Source organism: Nocardioides sp. Iso805N (assembly GCF_000364605.1).
Taxonomy (GTDB): domain Bacteria; phylum Actinomycetota; class Actinomycetes; order Propionibacteriales; family Nocardioidaceae; genus Nocardioides.
The window spans coordinates 1-14,202 of the sequence record NZ_KB822589.1; the positions used below are offsets into that span (position 1 = coordinate 1).

General features: G+C 68.1%; 14 protein-coding genes. 4 read left to right on the top strand and 10 right to left on the bottom strand.

Annotated features, from left to right (window positions below):
- A partial coding sequence (locus tag H036_RS26215; RefSeq protein WP_017936616.1) for an integrase core domain-containing protein occupies positions 1-415 on the top strand: 415 nt, incomplete at its 5' end.
- Positions 416-678: 263 nt separating this feature from the next.
- Positions 679-1,485: a hypothetical protein gene (locus tag H036_RS0120140; protein ID WP_157417700.1), complete on the top strand. Its 807-nt coding sequence runs from the start codon at positions 679-681 to the stop codon at positions 1,483-1,485.
- 13 nt (positions 1,486-1,498) lie between these two features.
- Here H036_RS0120140 and H036_RS0120145 read toward each other — a convergent pair whose 3' ends face one another.
- On the bottom strand, positions 1,499-1,930 hold the full coding sequence (locus tag H036_RS0120145; RefSeq protein ID WP_157417702.1) for a hypothetical protein: 432 nt from the start codon (positions 1,928-1,930) through the stop codon (positions 1,499-1,501).
- A gap of 1,352 nt (positions 1,931-3,282) precedes the next feature.
- Between H036_RS0120145 and H036_RS0120155 the strand changes: the two genes are divergently transcribed.
- A complete protein-coding gene (locus tag H036_RS0120155; RefSeq protein ID WP_017936620.1) occupies positions 3,283-3,801 on the top strand; it encodes a hypothetical protein in 519 nt (172 codons plus the stop codon).
- Positions 3,802-3,910: 109 nt separating this feature from the next.
- Here H036_RS0120155 and H036_RS0120160 read toward each other — a convergent pair whose 3' ends face one another.
- Positions 3,911-4,567, bottom strand: coding sequence for a TetR/AcrR family transcriptional regulator (locus tag H036_RS0120160; protein WP_017936621.1), 657 nt, complete (start codon positions 4,565-4,567; stop codon positions 3,911-3,913).
- A 167-nt stretch (positions 4,568-4,734) separates the two neighbouring features.
- Here H036_RS0120160 and H036_RS0120165 point away from each other — a divergent pair, with 167 nt between their 5' ends.
- Positions 4,735-5,352, top strand: a complete 618-nt coding sequence (locus H036_RS0120165; protein WP_017936622.1) for an NADPH-dependent F420 reductase — start codon at positions 4,735-4,737, stop codon at positions 5,350-5,352.
- Positions 5,353-5,461: 109 nt separating this feature from the next.
- Here the strand turns inward: H036_RS0120165 and H036_RS0120170 are convergent, their stop codons facing one another.
- Genes H036_RS0120170 through dnaK form a run of 8 tightly spaced genes read right to left on the bottom strand, consistent with a single transcriptional unit; the run spans position 5,462 to position 14,147 of the window.
- Positions 5,462-7,117: an FAD-dependent oxidoreductase gene (locus H036_RS0120170; RefSeq protein WP_026146204.1), complete on the bottom strand. Its 1,656-nt coding sequence runs from the start codon at positions 7,115-7,117 to the stop codon at positions 5,462-5,464.
- Positions 7,095-7,397, bottom strand: coding sequence for a UBP-type zinc finger domain-containing protein (locus H036_RS26140; protein WP_332308806.1), 303 nt, complete (start codon positions 7,395-7,397; stop codon positions 7,095-7,097). The genes H036_RS0120170 and H036_RS26140 overlap by 23 nt, the downstream gene beginning before the upstream one ends.
- Positions 7,361-7,819: a thioredoxin gene (trxA, locus tag H036_RS0120175; RefSeq protein WP_017936624.1), complete on the bottom strand. Its 459-nt coding sequence runs from the start codon at positions 7,817-7,819 to the stop codon at positions 7,361-7,363. Before trxA ends, H036_RS26140 begins: the two co-directional genes overlap by 37 nt.
- On the bottom strand, positions 7,816-10,452 hold the full coding sequence (clpB, locus tag H036_RS0120180; protein ID WP_017936625.1) for an ATP-dependent chaperone ClpB: 2,637 nt from the start codon (positions 10,450-10,452) through the stop codon (positions 7,816-7,818). The genes trxA and clpB overlap by 4 nt, the downstream gene beginning before the upstream one ends.
- Complete coding sequence (locus H036_RS23920; protein WP_017936626.1) at positions 10,443-10,763, bottom strand: chaperone modulator CbpM; 321 nt, start codon at positions 10,761-10,763, stop codon at positions 10,443-10,445. The genes clpB and H036_RS23920 overlap by 10 nt, the downstream gene beginning before the upstream one ends.
- Positions 10,760-11,695 (bottom strand): DnaJ C-terminal domain-containing protein, encoded by a 936-nt coding sequence (locus H036_RS0120190; protein ID WP_017936627.1) that lies wholly within the window; start codon positions 11,693-11,695, stop codon positions 10,760-10,762. The genes H036_RS23920 and H036_RS0120190 overlap by 4 nt, the downstream gene beginning before the upstream one ends.
- Positions 11,695-12,243, bottom strand: coding sequence for a nucleotide exchange factor GrpE (locus H036_RS0120195; protein ID WP_017936628.1), 549 nt, complete (start codon positions 12,241-12,243; stop codon positions 11,695-11,697). Before H036_RS0120195 ends, H036_RS0120190 begins: the two co-directional genes overlap by 1 nt.
- Before the next feature lie 8 nt (positions 12,244-12,251).
- A complete protein-coding gene (dnaK, locus tag H036_RS0120200) occupies positions 12,252-14,147 on the bottom strand; it encodes a molecular chaperone DnaK (protein ID WP_017936629.1) in 1,896 nt (631 codons plus the stop codon).
- Between the last annotated feature and the right edge of the window lie 55 nt (positions 14,148-14,202).

Sequence of the window (14,202 nt, forward strand, 5' to 3'; positions counted from 1 at the left end):
CGGCTACTCCATCGGCGCTGAGAGCGTGAAGCACGAACTGGCCCGGTTGTTCGAGGAACACGGTGCCCCGGGGATGATCCGCTCGGACAACGGCCGGGAGTTCATCGCTACTGGCCTGCTGGAATGGCTGCGCGAGGTCGGCGTGACGCCCGTGCATGTGGCGAAGGCCAGCCCGCAGCAGAACGGGTACATCGAGCGGTTCAACGGCTCGATGCGCGAGGAGTTGTTGAACCGCGAGTCGTTCCATTCCCTGACCGAAGCCAAGGTCGTGATCGGCGCCTGGGTGAAGCATTACAACGAGTTCCGGCCCCACTCGGGGATCGGCATGCGCACCCCGGCAGCGTTCGCGGCATACTGTGCGACGCAGCCGCCTACGACAGATCAGGCGGCAAGTGAGAGGGGCAGGTGTCGTTGACTACCAACACTCTTGCTGGACCAGAAGACGACGTCTTCTGGGACCTCTCGATTGACCGGGAGCTCCACTTCGAGTGGACCAAAACCTGGGGGCTAGACAGAAGCCTAAGAGTGGATTAAGCAAATGGGAAGCGAGGGCTCTCGAGGCGACCCTCATTGGCAATTACCTTAAAACGTATCACGAATGCCCGCCTGGGCATAACTCGTATATCTGCACATAGCGATCAGGCAAGGATCGGATGTCCGGTGAAAACATTTTGGATTGTGGCCTCCCTTGTCGGATCGCCCCGCCGTAAAGACGTTGAAGGCGCAATAAACTTTATCGCCTCTTTCGGCGATGAAGGCGTGGAGGTATTCCGAACAGAGTTGCGCTCCTTCCATCGAACGGCCGAAGAGAGCGGCCTCACAACACGGATGGAACAACTCTTCCGCGACTATTACCACGAGCCGACCGAGAGAGATGTTCGCGCAGCCGTGGAGTCGGTCGTCCTCGCTCCGGCTGGCCCACGCTTCTTTGACAGGTTGGTGGGCAACCCGCAAGCGGCGAAAACTCCGGTGCCGCTCGAAACGACCTTCGAGGAGGCCTTGTCTGAGGTGCTGCGGACTGCGGCACCTCAGCCCTCGGGCTCACGGTCCCTGAAAGATCTCGCTTCCCTCAGGCGAGACGGAAGCCCGTGGATCTCGATCAACATGTACATCGACGAGGCGGGCGGAACCCATCTCCGCTGGCCATTCTCGAATAGCATGTTTCTCACACACTTGAGTCGTCACGCCGTGTTCTGCTCGCAAAGTCAAGAATGGATCGGCCTGCGCACTCGATACGGCTTTCGAGAGCTCGACGTCTCCGTCGATTTCGGGCCCTCTTCACCTGACCCTGCGGAACGCGAGATTGAGTGGTCCAGCACCACCCGGATACACGCCGTCATCCCGCGTGGCGTCCCCCACGGCGACGATATGTCGGACGCCGCCGAGGCCGGCGATACCGAAGCTGCCCACGTCATGAACGAGGTGCGCCAGCTCCTGGAAAAGATCCCTGACAAGCCCTCATCGGGCCGGTCGAAGGTATCGTGACAAACCTCCTGGCCTATTCGACCCAGGTGTCCAGATCCTCACGCTGTCGGGACAGCTCCGGCGCACCGCGGTAGAAATCGATCAGCTGGTCCAAAGCCGTGAGCGTGGCTCGCTTGCCGGCTGCGTCGATATGGCCAGTCAGGCGAAGCAGTACGAACCCCGCGGCGCGGACAGCGACCGCGTCGTCGAACTCCCCGCTCTCGACAAGCTCCGCCGGATCGTCTTCAAGCACGTCCGCCACTGTCGACGTCGGGCCAAGCTCATCTCGCCGCTCGTCCCACGTGTGCAGCATGTCCCAGCCCTCGTCGCCGCCGAACGGGGCGACGTCGTTCGAGACGTCCTCATAGATCGGATCGGTGAAATGGGCCGCGAACTGTGGAGCGGGGGAAGGTAACTCGGAGTCGTTGGACTGAAGGCTGGGGCTGGTCGCACCCTCGTCTGTCATCGTCATCACTCTCCGGGGGTTACGGGGTCGCTGATGTCGGTCACCAGCACTCTCGCACGCAGTCAGTCATGAGGCAACGGCGGCAGCTTTCCGGAGGCGGCGACGCACGGAGGTCTGCATTATGGGTGGCTGACAACAGGCTCGTCGGGCCGCGCCGGGATCGCTGGCCACGCCCGACGGACGTGCCACGGCGAGCGATGATTGTGGGAGGAAGCCACGTTCCTATAGGCGATGTGTGTCAGCCACCTTGGGCGCGGCTGCGTCCAAGGCGGTCTGCCGCCCGCCGCTCCGGCGCAGGGCTACTTTGACGGCCTCGCCGAGGCGCTGTCATCTCGTCAAAGTAGGACGCGGGAGCCTCGTCAATCTTCGTTGCATCTCGACAGTTGTCGAGATGCAGAGAACATTTCATTCTGGCTATGAAATGAATGTTCGAACGGATCTGAGTGTTCGCGTGGACAGCTCCGCCGGGGCGAGCGCGGCCAGCGGGGTCTGAGCTCGCCCAGATAGCGTCCGACCTTGCGCATCGCGCAAGTCGCCAACCAACTGAAATCTTCCTGACCGGAGCGTATGTTCCTGCCATGACGACACACCGCTCTCGGCTCGCGGTAGCAGCACTTCTCTCCCTCTCTGCCGTGGCTGTCTCGGCGGTCTTCTCGGTGACTCTTGGCGCCGACGCCGTAGCACCTGCCAAGACAGTGCAGGTCTCGAGGGCAGCCGCTGGGGTGGACGCGCCCTCGATGAGCTCCAACGGTCGCTACGTCGTGTTCACCTCCGGTCCCACTGATGCCTCGCAGATCACCTTGTGGGACCGCAAGACCAAGACGACCCGCGTCGTGTCGGCGGCCAACGGTGTCGCGGGCAACGCGGCATCGGGCCAGCCCTCCATCAGCCCAGCCCTCCATCAGCCCGGACGGTCGTTACGTCGTCTACGTGTCGATGGCATCGAACCTCGTCCCCAGCCGGCCAACACCGCGTCGGTTTCCACCGTGATCACGAGCCGGTCCGCGCTGCGGTCGACATCGAGGACGTGGAGGCCGTCCAGGCCCAGCAGCAGATCGGCGCGCGGACACCACTGGTGGCCACGGCCGCACGTCCAGTGCGTCATGTCGAGGTCTTCAGTTCTTCAGGTTGCTTGGTCGCTCCTGATCCTGAAGACCTCGTCTCGTTCCCAACGGCTACGCCACGCCGGAACCCCGCAACTCACCCACGCTTAGATCCGAAGAGCCGCCAAAGTCCTCCCCGTGCGATTCGTTTGGAAGCGAGTTGGGTGTCCATAGCTTGCATCACCTCCGTGATGGGGCAGGTACTCGCATTCGTGAGCCGAACGATCTGGAAGACAGAGGCCGATAGGCGTGTTCGCTGGGCTGGGAGATGATGTGAGCTCGGGCATACAGAGCTACGTGGGGCGCCTTGTCTGGCGGCGGCTCGACGGTGCGGTTCTGGTCAGCAACCTGGTGTCAGGGGTCCTGTGGCTGCTGTTGACGACATTCCTGTGGGGCGGGCTTGGTGTGCTGAGTCTGGGCCCGATCGGGGCGGCGTACGTCGTGGTGTGCAGTGTCTTCTTCGCGGCGGTCTACGCGAGTGAAACGCTCAGCCGGCGGCAGGAGCTTCTCACCTGGCTCGCTCCCTGGATTGCGGCCTGGCTCTTGGTGTTCCTGGGGGTGTTGTCCGATCACGAGCTGGGGGACGTTGGGTGGGCGTCTGCGGTAGCCATCTCAGTGGTGCTGGGCGTGATGGTGGGGATTCCTTACGTGCTGTGGCAGGTCGCGGCGCTGGTGATCAGGCAGCTCATGGCCTGGAGGGCCGGTCAGTCCACCTTGCCGACCGAGGGTGAATGGTCGGCCGGTCGGAACCAGGGAGATCGCGGCTGAGTCACGTACGGGCAAGCACTGACGCTCTGGTTCACCGTGGTCGCCATCCAGACCCAGGGCACCTGGCACCAACCCCCGAATGGTCGAGGTCAGGGGCGCCGAGGGCTACTCAGTCCGCCTGGCTGAGGTGGACCATGGCGTCGTAGAGCTGCTGGTCGGTCATCGGCGGCTCGGGGATCGGGTGGGCCCGCTCGGCGCGGTAGGCATCGAGCATGAGGTAGAGGTGGCGTCGCCAGGCGTTCGGCGCCGTGGTGGTGGTGGCATCGATCATCCGGCCGTTGGACCAGATGAGGTTGACGATGTCGGCCTGGCTGAGGTCGGGACGCACCTTGCCGGCATCCTGGGCGCGGGCCAGGACGTCCTCGATATGGCGACACATCTGGTCGTGGATGCGCTCGGTCTCGGCGTTGTCGGTGAAACGGCGGGAGAGGAAGTCGTTGAAGCCTCGGTCGCCGGCCTGCGTGGCGAAGAGGTTCTCCAGGTAGTAGACGAACCCGTCCCACGGATCCTCGATCGCCAGCGCCCTGGTGGCGCCGTCCATGAACTCCTCCAGCCGCGGACGGAAGGCGGCCATGAGCAGGTCCATGCGCGTCGGGAAGTGGCGATAGAGCGTGCCGATAGAGACGCCGGCCTCGCGTGCGATCTTCTCCAGGGAGGCATCCACGCCGTGCGTGGCGAACTCGCGGCGGGCGGCGCCGATCAGCCGGTCGCGGCGCTCCTGCGCATCGCGGCGCAGCGGCCGCTGCTCGACCTCGCTCGCACTCATGTCTCCGATTCTACCGGCGATGTGGAGGCACACCTCCGGTTCGATCCGCGCGAAAATGAGGTACCCCTCCGGAATAAGGTGAGGGGGGCCTCCGTTGAGACCTTGAAGCCGGAGCGGCAATCGCCGCCCTCTCAACCGACCACCCAGTGGCCAGAACAGGACCTCTCATGAGCACCATCACCATCATCGGCGCCGGCAACATGGCCACCGCGATCGGCGGGCGAGCGGCCCGGAGCGGCCACACCGTCGAGATCATGAGCCGCAACCAGGCCCATGCCCAGGCCGCCGCTGACCAGATCGGCAACGGCGCGGTCGTCGGCACGTACGGCGCGATCCCGGCAGGTGACATCGTCGTCCTGGCCGTGCTCCACCAGGGCGCAGTCGACGTCGTCACCCACTTCAGCGAGGCGCTCGCCGGCAAGATCCTGGTCGACATCACCAACCCGTTCAACGCAGACGGGACGGGCATCGTGACGAGCGAGGGCAGCTCGGTCTCCCAGCAGATCGCCGCCGCCGCGCCCGCTGGCACGCCCGTCGTGAAGGCCTTCAACACGATCTTCCGCGATGTCCTGGCCGAGGCCACGCCGCTGGATGTGCTCTTCGCCGGCGGCAGCCCCGAGGCACGGGCGCGTTTCGCTGAGTTCGTCACGAGCCTCGGCATGCGGCCGCTCGACACCGGCGGACCCGAGGGCACCTACGTCCTCGAGTGGGCGGCCATCCTCCTGATGGGCCTGGCCCGCAACGGCGCCGGCTGGAACGTCGCCTTGGGCGCGAACATCCACTGACCTGAGCGATGCCCGCTCGGGGCAGGCAGGCAGGAGCCTGCCTGCCCGCGTCGGCACTCCTCAGGCCCCCTGCCAGGCGACCGCCGACGCGCCGGGCCGCGGGGCTTGTTCACCGCCGACCTGCACTCTCGAGGAACTCGTGGACGAGACGCACGGCCATGGCGCCCTCACCGACCGCGGAGGCGACGCGCTTGACCGAGCCGCTACGGACGTCACCGACGGCGAACACTCCGGGCGTGTCCGTCTCGAACAACGTGCCGCACCGACTGGTCACCCCCGTCAGCACGTATCCGCGCTCATCCAGCTCGATCCGATCCTCCAGCCAGGCGGTGCGCGGCTTCGAGCCGACCAGCACGAACAGCGCCGAGCTCTTGACGACGTGCGTCCGGTCGCCCTCGACCTCCTTGAGGACGACGGAGTCCAGGGCCAGGTCCCCCTCGAGCCGGTGCACCTCGCAGTCTCGCCAGACGCGGATCCGCGGAGTCCTCTCGATCCGGTCCGCCAGGTAGCGCGACATGTCGCGATGCAGCTCGTGGTGGCGAATCACCAGGTTGACCGCCGACGACCGGCGGGAGAGGAACAGGGCAGCCTGGCCGGCAGAGTTGCCACCGCCGACGACGGTGACGGGGTCGCCGCCGCACATCTGCGCCTCGGACTCGGTCGCGGCGTAGTAGATGCTGCTGCCCTCGAAGCGATCGAGGCCGGGCACGTCCAGCCGCCGGTACTGGACCCCGGTCGCCAGGATCACAGCGTGCGCCGTCACGTCCTCTCCCTCGGAGAGTCCGATGACGTGGTAGCCCTCGGAGTCGCGGAGGGACACCGCCTCGCCGGGGACGATGAAGCTGGCACCGAACTTCCGCGCCTGCACCACCGCCCGGTCCGCCAGCTCGGCTCCGGAGATGCCCGCGGGGAAGCCCAGGTAGTTCTCGATCTGGGACGACGTCACGGCCTGCCCACCGGTCGCCACCGCGTCGAGGACGAGCGATGAGAGACCCTCGGACGCGCCGTACACCGCCGCCGCGAGGCCGGCCGGACCGGCGCCGACGATGACCAGGTCGTAGGCGTCGCGGGCGGGAGCGGCGCGCAACCCGATGAGGGTCGCGAGGTCGGCGTTGCTCGGATTGCGCAGGACGTGCTCGCCCTTCCAGATCACCACCGGTGTCTCCTCAGGCGTGACACCGAGCCTTCGCAGGACGCCCTCGGCCTCCGGGTCCTCCTCCAGGTCGACCCAGCGGTGCGGGATCCGGTTCCGACTTGCGAAGTCCCGGATCCGCCGGCTGTCGGAGGAGTACCGGGAACCGACGATGCGGAGGCCGGCGCCGGTGCCCGCGTGCAGGCTGCGACGTACGAGGAAGGCTCGCAGGATGAGGTCGCCGAGCACGGGATCCTCGAGGACCGCCTCCTGGAGTCGCTGGACGGAGACGGCGAGCACCTCCGCGTCCTCCTCGGCGATGGCCGTGACGTAGATGGTCTGCCCGGTGAGCAGCGACAGGTCGCCGAGGAATCGTCCGGGACCGTGCACCGCGATGAGCTGCGATTCGCGGTCGGACTGCCGCACCGAGACCAGACCTTCCAGGATCACGAAGAAGTCGCAGTCGCGGTCTCCTTCACAGAAGAGCGCCGACCCCTTGGGCACCCGTCGCCGGGTGCCGAACCGCGACAGCGTCATCACCTGCTCATCGGTGAGCCTCGGGTAGGCACCTGACACGTCCGGCGTCTCGGGTCGTGCCGGCCCCTCCTGCTCAGACGTACTGGTCGTCGACATAGCACCATCTCCAGTCCTCGCCCGGTTCGAGCGAGCGCACGATCGCGTGTCCTGATGAGGCGGCGTGAGCTCGCGCGTGCCGCATCGGTGACGAGTCGCAGCACCCGACCTTGCCGCACGTGAGGCACAGCCGTAGGTGCACCCACGGAGTGCCGAGCCGGAGGCACTCCTCGCAGCCGCTGGTGCGAGGCGACACCGGGCGCACCAGGGCGAGGTGGGGGTCGGGTAGGCCCGGCGACGTGGTCACGTCGGCTCCTGGGGGAGCTTGTCCATCAGCCACGACCGCAACGCGCTCACCGGTGCGGCTCCAGTCTGCCGGTCGATGACCTGGCCGCGGTCGAGCAGGACCAGGGTCGGGATCGCCTGCACCTCGAACCGCCGGCTCACCTCGGGTGCCTCGTCCGCGTTGACCTTGACCAGCTTCAGCCGGCCCGCCAGCTCGCCGGCGAGCTGCTCCAGAGCCGGGCTGACCATCCGACAGGGCCCGCACCAGGGTGCCCAGACGTCGACGAGCACCGGGACGGTCGCCTCGTCGACGACGGCGGTGAAGTCGTCGTCGAGCGCAGCGACGATCCAGGGGAGCGGCGACTGGCACCGGCCGCACCGGGGTACCCCGACGGCGACCGGCGCGACCCGGTTCCTGGTCTGGCAGGTGGGGCACACCACGACCCCGGCGCGTGCGCGTTCGGTGGCTGTGCTCATGCGACTGCCCTCGCCTCGTCGTGGTCCCTGGTCGGCGTCACCGTGAGCTGGTCATCGGCCACGTCGACGGTGACCGAGCCGTCCTCGAGCACGTCACCGCGCAGGAGTGCCCGGCCGAGCCGGGTCTCCAGCTCACGGGCGATGAATCGCCGCAACGGGCGCGCGCCGTACGCCGGATCGAAGCCTTGGGCGGCGATGAACCGCAGGGCCGACTCGGTGACGTGCAGGGTGATCCGCCTGTCCGCGAGACGGGTCCGCAGGTCGTCGAGCAGCAGGTCCGCGATCCGCTCGATCTCGGCGAGGGTGAGGGGCTTGAACAGGACGATGTCATCGATGCGGTTCAGGAACTCCGGCCGGAAGTGGCTGCGCAGCGAGCCCATCACGAGGCTGCGGGCCTCGTCCGTGATCTCGCCGTCCGCGGTCACCCCGTCCAGCAGATACTCGGACCCGATGTTCGAGGTCATGATCACCACGGTGTTGCGGAAGTCGACGGTGCGGCCCTGGGAGTCGGTGAGCCGGCCGTCGTCGAGGACCTGCAGCAAGGTGTTGAACACGTCGACATGGGCCTTCTCGATCTCGTCGAGGAGGACCACGGAGTAGGGCTTGCGCCGGACCGCCTCGGTGAGTTGGCCGCCCTCCTCGTAACCGACGTAGCCGGGCGGGGCACCGACGAGGCGGCTGACCGTGTGACGCTCCTGGTACTCGCTCATGTCGATGCGGACCATGTTGTCCTCGGTGTCGAACAGGGCCGCGGCCAGCGTCTTGGCGAGCTCGGTCTTCCCGACACCCGTGGGGCCGAGGAAGACGAAGGAGCCGATCGGACGGCGGGGGTCCTTGATGCCCGACCTGGCCCGGACGATCGCGTCGGCCACCAGGTCGACCGCCTCGTCCTGGCCCACGACTCGTTCGTGGAGCACGTCGTCGAGGCGGAGCAGCTTGTCCCGCTCGCCTTCCTGGAGCCGGCTGACCGGGATCCCGGTCCACCGCGCGACGACCGCGGCGATCTCCTCCGCGGTGACGACCTCGCGGAGGAGGCGTCGGTTGCCCTGCTTGCCGGTGAGCCTCGCCTCGGCCGCCTCGAGGCGCCGTTCGAGCTCCGGAAGCCGTCCGTGTCGCAGCGACGCGGCCCGGTTCAGGTCGTACTCCCGCTCCGCCTGCTCGCTCTCCTGGCGCACCTGTTCCAGCTCCTGGCGCAGGGTCTGAACCTCGCGGAGCGCCGTACGCTCGGCCTCCCACTGGGCGCGCATCGCGCCCGCCTCGGCCCGAAGGTCAGCGAGCTCACGGCGCAGCTCCTCGAGCCGAGCCTTGCTGGCCGCGTCGTCCTCGGCGGACAGGGCCGCCTCCTCGATCTCCATGCGCGTCACCCTGCGGGTGAGCTCGTCGAGCTCGGCCGGCATCGAGTCGATCTCGGTGCGCAGCATCGCGCACGCCTCATCGACCAGGTCGATGGCCTTGTCGGGCAGGAACCGGTCGGAGATGTAACGGTGGCTCAGGGTCACCGCGGCCACCAGCGCGCCGTCGTGGATCTTGACGCCGTGGAACACCTCGAGCCGTTCGCGCAGCCCGCGCAGGATCGACAGGGCGTCCTCCTCGCTCGGCTCGTCGACGGTCACGGGCTGGAAGCGGCGCTCCAGCGCGGCGTCCTTCTCGATGTGGGTGCGGTACTCGTCGAGGGTGGTCGCGCCGATCATGTGCAGCTCTCCACGGGCGAGCATCGGCTTGAGCATGTTGCCGGCATCCATCGCGCCCTCGGCGGCGCCGGCGCCGACAACGGTGTGGAGCTCGTCGATGAACAGCAGGATGCGGCCGTCGGCGCTCAGCACCTCGTTGAGGACCGCCTTGAGGCGCTCCTCGAACTCGCCGCGGTACTTCGCCCCCGCGACCAGCGCACCCATGTCCAGCGCGAAGACCGTCTTGTCACGCAGTCCTTCGGGTACGTCGCCGTTGTTGATGCGCTGGGCCAGGCCCTCGACGATCGCTGTCTTCCCGACACCGGGCTCACCGATCAGCACGGGGTTGTTCTTGGTCTTGCGCGAGAGGATCTGGACCGTACGCCGGATCTCCGCGTCGCGGCCGATCACCGGCTCCAACCGTCCCGCGGCGGCATCTGCGACGAGGTCACGTCCGTACTTCGCGAGGGCCTCGTAGGTCCCCTCCGGCGTGGCGGACGTGACGCGCTGGTGGCCGCGGACCTCCGTGAGTGCGGTCAGGAACCTGTCGCGGGTCAGGCCCTCCTGCCGCATCAGGCGGCCCGCGGCCGACTCGGAGCCTTCGTCGAGCAGCGCCACGACGAGGTGCTCGACCGAGACGTACTCGTCCTTGAGCCGCCGCGCCTCCTTGTCGGCGTCGTCCAGGAGCCGTGAGAGGCGCTGGGTGACGTACACCTGACCCGGCGAGGCGCCCGGGCCCGTGACGCGTGGACGTCGTTCCAGCTCGGCCTCGAGTGCCTTGCGCAGTCGGTCGGGGTCGCTGCCGGCCCGGCTCAGCAGCGGTCCGGCCAATCCGTCGGTCTGGTCCAGCAGGGCGAGGAGCAGGTGCTCGCCGTCGACCTCGCTGTGACCGAAGCGGAGGGCTTTGGTCTGGGCGTCGTGCAGGGCCTCCTGCGACTTCTGGGTCAGGCGGTTCATGTCCATCGAGGTTCTCCTCCTAGGGGCGGGCGCGGCGATGACCGCTCGAGCTCGGTGATCCGGTCGAGCAGGTCGACGACCAGTCCGAGCGACGCGTAGCTGAGGTTCAGCCCCAGGTGCAGTCGCTGGATCCGGGCCATCGCCCGCACTTGCGTCAGGTCGAACCACAGCCGGCCCTGGGCATCACGGCTGATCTCGAGCAGACCCATCGCCACCAGCCGGCGGACCAGCTCAGGATGCACACCCGTGAGTCGGGCGTAGCTGTCGAGGCTCAAGACGTAGGGCCGTGCGAGGGCGTAGCGGGTGGACACGTTCATCGACTGCTCCTCGGGTCGAAGCTGGAGATGCTCGCGAGCTGCTGGAAGAGCCGGCGCTCCTCGGTGGTCAGCTTCTCGGGCACCGTGATCTGGGCCTCGGCGAAGAGGTCGCCTCGCTTGCCCCGGCGGTTGGGCAGCCCCTGCTCCGCCAGTCGCAGCCGACGGCCGCTCGACGTACCCGCCGGCACCGTGACCGTGAGCTTGCCCGCCGGGGTCTCGACGTCGACCTCGGTGCCCAGGGCGGCTTCCCAGGGCGCGAGCGGCAGCGTGAGGTACAGGTCGCGGCCCACGAGCCGGTAGCGGCGGTCCGGCGCTATCCGGGCGATGATGTAGAGGTCGCCCGAGTCGCCCCCGCCTGTGCCGGAGCCGCCCTGGCCGCGCAGCCGGATCCGCTGGCCGTCCACGACCCCGGCCGGGATGTTGACGTCGATGGTGCGCGGACCGTCCGGGCCGGTGATCGTCAGGCTCCGCTTGGCGCCGTGGAAGGCCTCGTCGACGGTGACCTCCATCTCGGTCTCGTGGTCGGAGCCCGGGATCGGCCCCCACCCGCCCCGGCCGCGGCCCCGGCCGCCGAAGATTCCGCCCAGGAGGTCGTCGAGATCCACGTCGTCGCCGAAGTCGGTGAAGCGCACGCCACCGCCGCCCGGTCGCGCACCCGCGCCGGCGTAGGCACGGGAGCGGCGTTGGGCGTCGGGGTCCGCATCGGGCGAGACCCGGCGGAAGTCCTCGCCGAACGCGTCGTACCGCTTGCGCTGATCGGGGTCGGACAGCACGTCGTAGGCCTCGGAGACCTCCTTGAACCGTTCCTCGGCGCCCGGGTCCTTGTTGACGTCGGGGTGGAGGTGGCGAGCCAGCCGACGGAACGCCCGCTGGATCTCGGCCTGGTCGGCGGTGCGGGGGACGCCGAGGGCCTCGTAGAAGTCCCGCGCCATCACGTGCTCCTGGTGGCAACCACGACCGCCGACGGTCGCAGGACCTCGTCGTCGGTCCCGTAGCCGGGCCGGACGACCTCGGCCACCGTCCCGGGCACCAGCTGATCATCGGCCACGGTGCCCACGGCCTCGTGGACGGCAGGGTCGAAGGCCTTCCCGACGTCGTCGCGGCGGGGGAATCCGAGGCCGCCGATGGTCGCGTGGGCCTGCTGGAGAACTGCTCGGACGCCCTCGATCACCTGGCTCGGCTCGGCGGACGCGTGCTCGAGGGCGCGTTCGAGGTTGTCGAGTATCGGCAGCCACGCCGCCGCGACCTGGGCACGCTCCTGCTTCCTGACCCGCGCGAGCTCCTGCGCGGTCCGCTTGCGCTGGTTGTCCAGCTCGGCGGCCGTACGCCGCCAGCTGTCCTCGAGCTCGGCCACCCTCTGCGTCGCCGTCTCGAGCGGGTCGGGGCCATTGTCGGGGCCATTGTCGGGGCCGTCGTCGCGGCCGCCGCCGGGACCGTCGACGGCGCTGTCCTCGACCTGGGGAGTCTGCGACTCGGACATGGCGGCGATCAGTGCGTCGTGAACTCGGCGTCGATGACGTCGTCGTCCCCGGCGTCTGCGCTCGAGGTCGGCGAGGATTCGTCAGCGCCCGCCGGCTGGGCACCCGAGGCGCTCGAGACGGCCAGGGCCTGAGCCATCTGGTGAAGCTCGCCCGTCAGGGCACGGAGCCGGTCGATGTCGGCCTCCTGCTGCTCCACCGCCGTGCGTGCGTCGCTGACGAGCATCTCCGCCCGGGCGCGGTCGTGCTCGGCCACCGCGTCTCCCGCCTCGTCCAGGCTGCGCTGCACCTGGTAGGCGACCGAGTCGAGCTCGTTGCGTGCATCGACCAGCTCCCGGAGCGCCGTGTCGTCGCTGCGATGGGCCTCGGCATCGGCAACCATCTTCTCGACGTCGGTCTGGCTGAGGTTGGACGTCTCGCTGATCGTGACCTTCTGCTCGGCCCCGGTGTCCTTGTCCCGCGCTGAGACGTTGAGGATCCCGTTGGCGTCGATGTCGAAGGTGACCTCGATCTGCGGCACGCCGCGGGGCGCGGGGCGAATGTTCTCCAGCCGGAACCGGGCCAGGACCCGGTTGTCGCTCGCGCGCTCGCGCTCGCCCTGGAGGACCACCACGTCCACGGCGGACTGGTTGTCCTCGGCGGTGCTGAAGACCTCGGTACGTCGGGCCGGGATCGTGGTGTTGCGCTCGATGACCTTGGTCATCACGCCGCCGAGGGTCTCCAGGCCGAGCGAGAGCGGCGTGACGTCGAGCAGGAGGACGTCCTTGATGTCTCCCTTGAGGATCGCGGACTGCACGGCGGCGCCGACGGCCACGACCTCGTCGGGATTGACGGTCATGTTCGGGTCCGTGCCGCCGGTCAGCCGGCGTACGAGGTCCTGGACGGCCGGGATCCGGGTCGAGCCGCCGACCAGGATCACCTCGTCGATGTCGTCGGTGGTGACCTTCCCGTCCGCCATCGCCTGCTTGACCGGGTCGAGGCACCGCTCGACGAGGTCCCGGGTCAGCTCGTCGAAAGTCGATCGCATGAGGTTGACGTTGAGGTGCTTGGGCCCGGAGGCGTCGGCGGTCACGAAGGGCAGGTTCACCGACGTCTGGGTGACGGCCGAGAGCTCTACCTTGGCCTTCTCCGCGGCCTCGAACAGCCGCTGCAGGGCCTGGGGGTCGTCGCGCAGATCGATGCCGTTCGACTTCTTGAACTCCTCGGCGAGGTGATCCACGATGCGCCGGTCGAAGTCGTCGCCGCCGAGGTGGGTGTCACCCGCGGTGGACAGGACTTCGACGACGCCCTCGCCGACAGTGAGGATGCTGACGTCGAAGGTGCCACCGCCCAGGTCGAAGACCAGCACGGTCTCGTTCTCGAGCTTGTCCATCCCGTACGCCAGCGCCGCGGCGGTGGGCTCGTTGATGATCCGGAGAACCTCGAGTCCCGCGATCCGTCCGGCGTCCTTCGTGGCTTGGCGCTGCGCGTCGTTGAAGTGGGCGGGCACCGTGATGACCGCCTCCGTGACCCGCTCGCCCAGGAACTTGCCAGCGTCGTCCACGAGCTTGCGCAGCACCTGCGCGGAGATCTCCTCCGGTGCGTAGAGCTTGCCGTTTATCTCGAAGCGCGCGGCGCCGTCGGGACCGGCGACGACGTCGAAGGAGACCGCGTTGGTCTCGCTCGCGACCTCGTCGTACGCGCGTCCGATGAAGCGCTTGGCGGAGTAGATCGTCCCCTTGGGGTTCAAGATCGCCTGGCGTCGGGCCATCTGACCGACGAGCCGTTCACCCGTCTCGAGGAACGCGACGACAGATGGGGTCGTCCGATTCCCCTCCGCATTGGGGATGACCTGCGGCTGCCCACCGTCCATCGCCGCGATCACCGAGTTCGTCGTACCGAGGTCGATACCGACAGCTCTGCCCATGACCCGCTCCTCTCGCTGGATGTTTCCCACTCCCGACGATGCTTCATGAGGGACC

Excerpts from the sequence above, each read along its gene's own strand:
- H036_RS0120145 (WP_157417702.1), bottom strand. The coding sequence starts at position 1,930 with ATGACAGACGAGGGTGCGACCAGCCCCAGCCTTCAGTCCAACGACTCC.
- H036_RS0120160 (WP_017936621.1), bottom strand. The coding sequence starts at position 4,567 with ATGAGTGCGAGCGAGGTCGAGCAGCGGCCGCTGCGCCGCGATGCGCAG.
- H036_RS0120165 (WP_017936622.1), top strand. The coding sequence starts at position 4,735 with ATGAGCACCATCACCATCATCGGCGCCGGCAACATGGCCACCGCGATC.
- H036_RS0120170 (WP_026146204.1), bottom strand. The coding sequence starts at position 7,117 with ATGTCGACGACCAGTACGTCTGAGCAGGAGGGGCCGGCACGACCCGAG.
- trxA (WP_017936624.1), bottom strand. The coding sequence starts at position 7,819 with ATGAGCACAGCCACCGAACGCGCACGCGCCGGGGTCGTGGTGTGCCCC.
- clpB (WP_017936625.1), bottom strand. The coding sequence starts at position 10,452 with ATGGACATGAACCGCCTGACCCAGAAGTCGCAGGAGGCCCTGCACGAC.
- H036_RS23920 (WP_017936626.1), bottom strand. The coding sequence starts at position 10,763 with ATGAACGTGTCCACCCGCTACGCCCTCGCACGGCCCTACGTCTTGAGC.
- H036_RS0120190 (WP_017936627.1), bottom strand. The coding sequence starts at position 11,695 with ATGGCGCGGGACTTCTACGAGGCCCTCGGCGTCCCCCGCACCGCCGAC.
- H036_RS0120195 (WP_017936628.1), bottom strand. The coding sequence starts at position 12,243 with ATGTCCGAGTCGCAGACTCCCCAGGTCGAGGACAGCGCCGTCGACGGT.
- dnaK (WP_017936629.1), bottom strand. The coding sequence starts at position 14,147 with ATGGGCAGAGCTGTCGGTATCGACCTCGGTACGACGAACTCGGTGATC.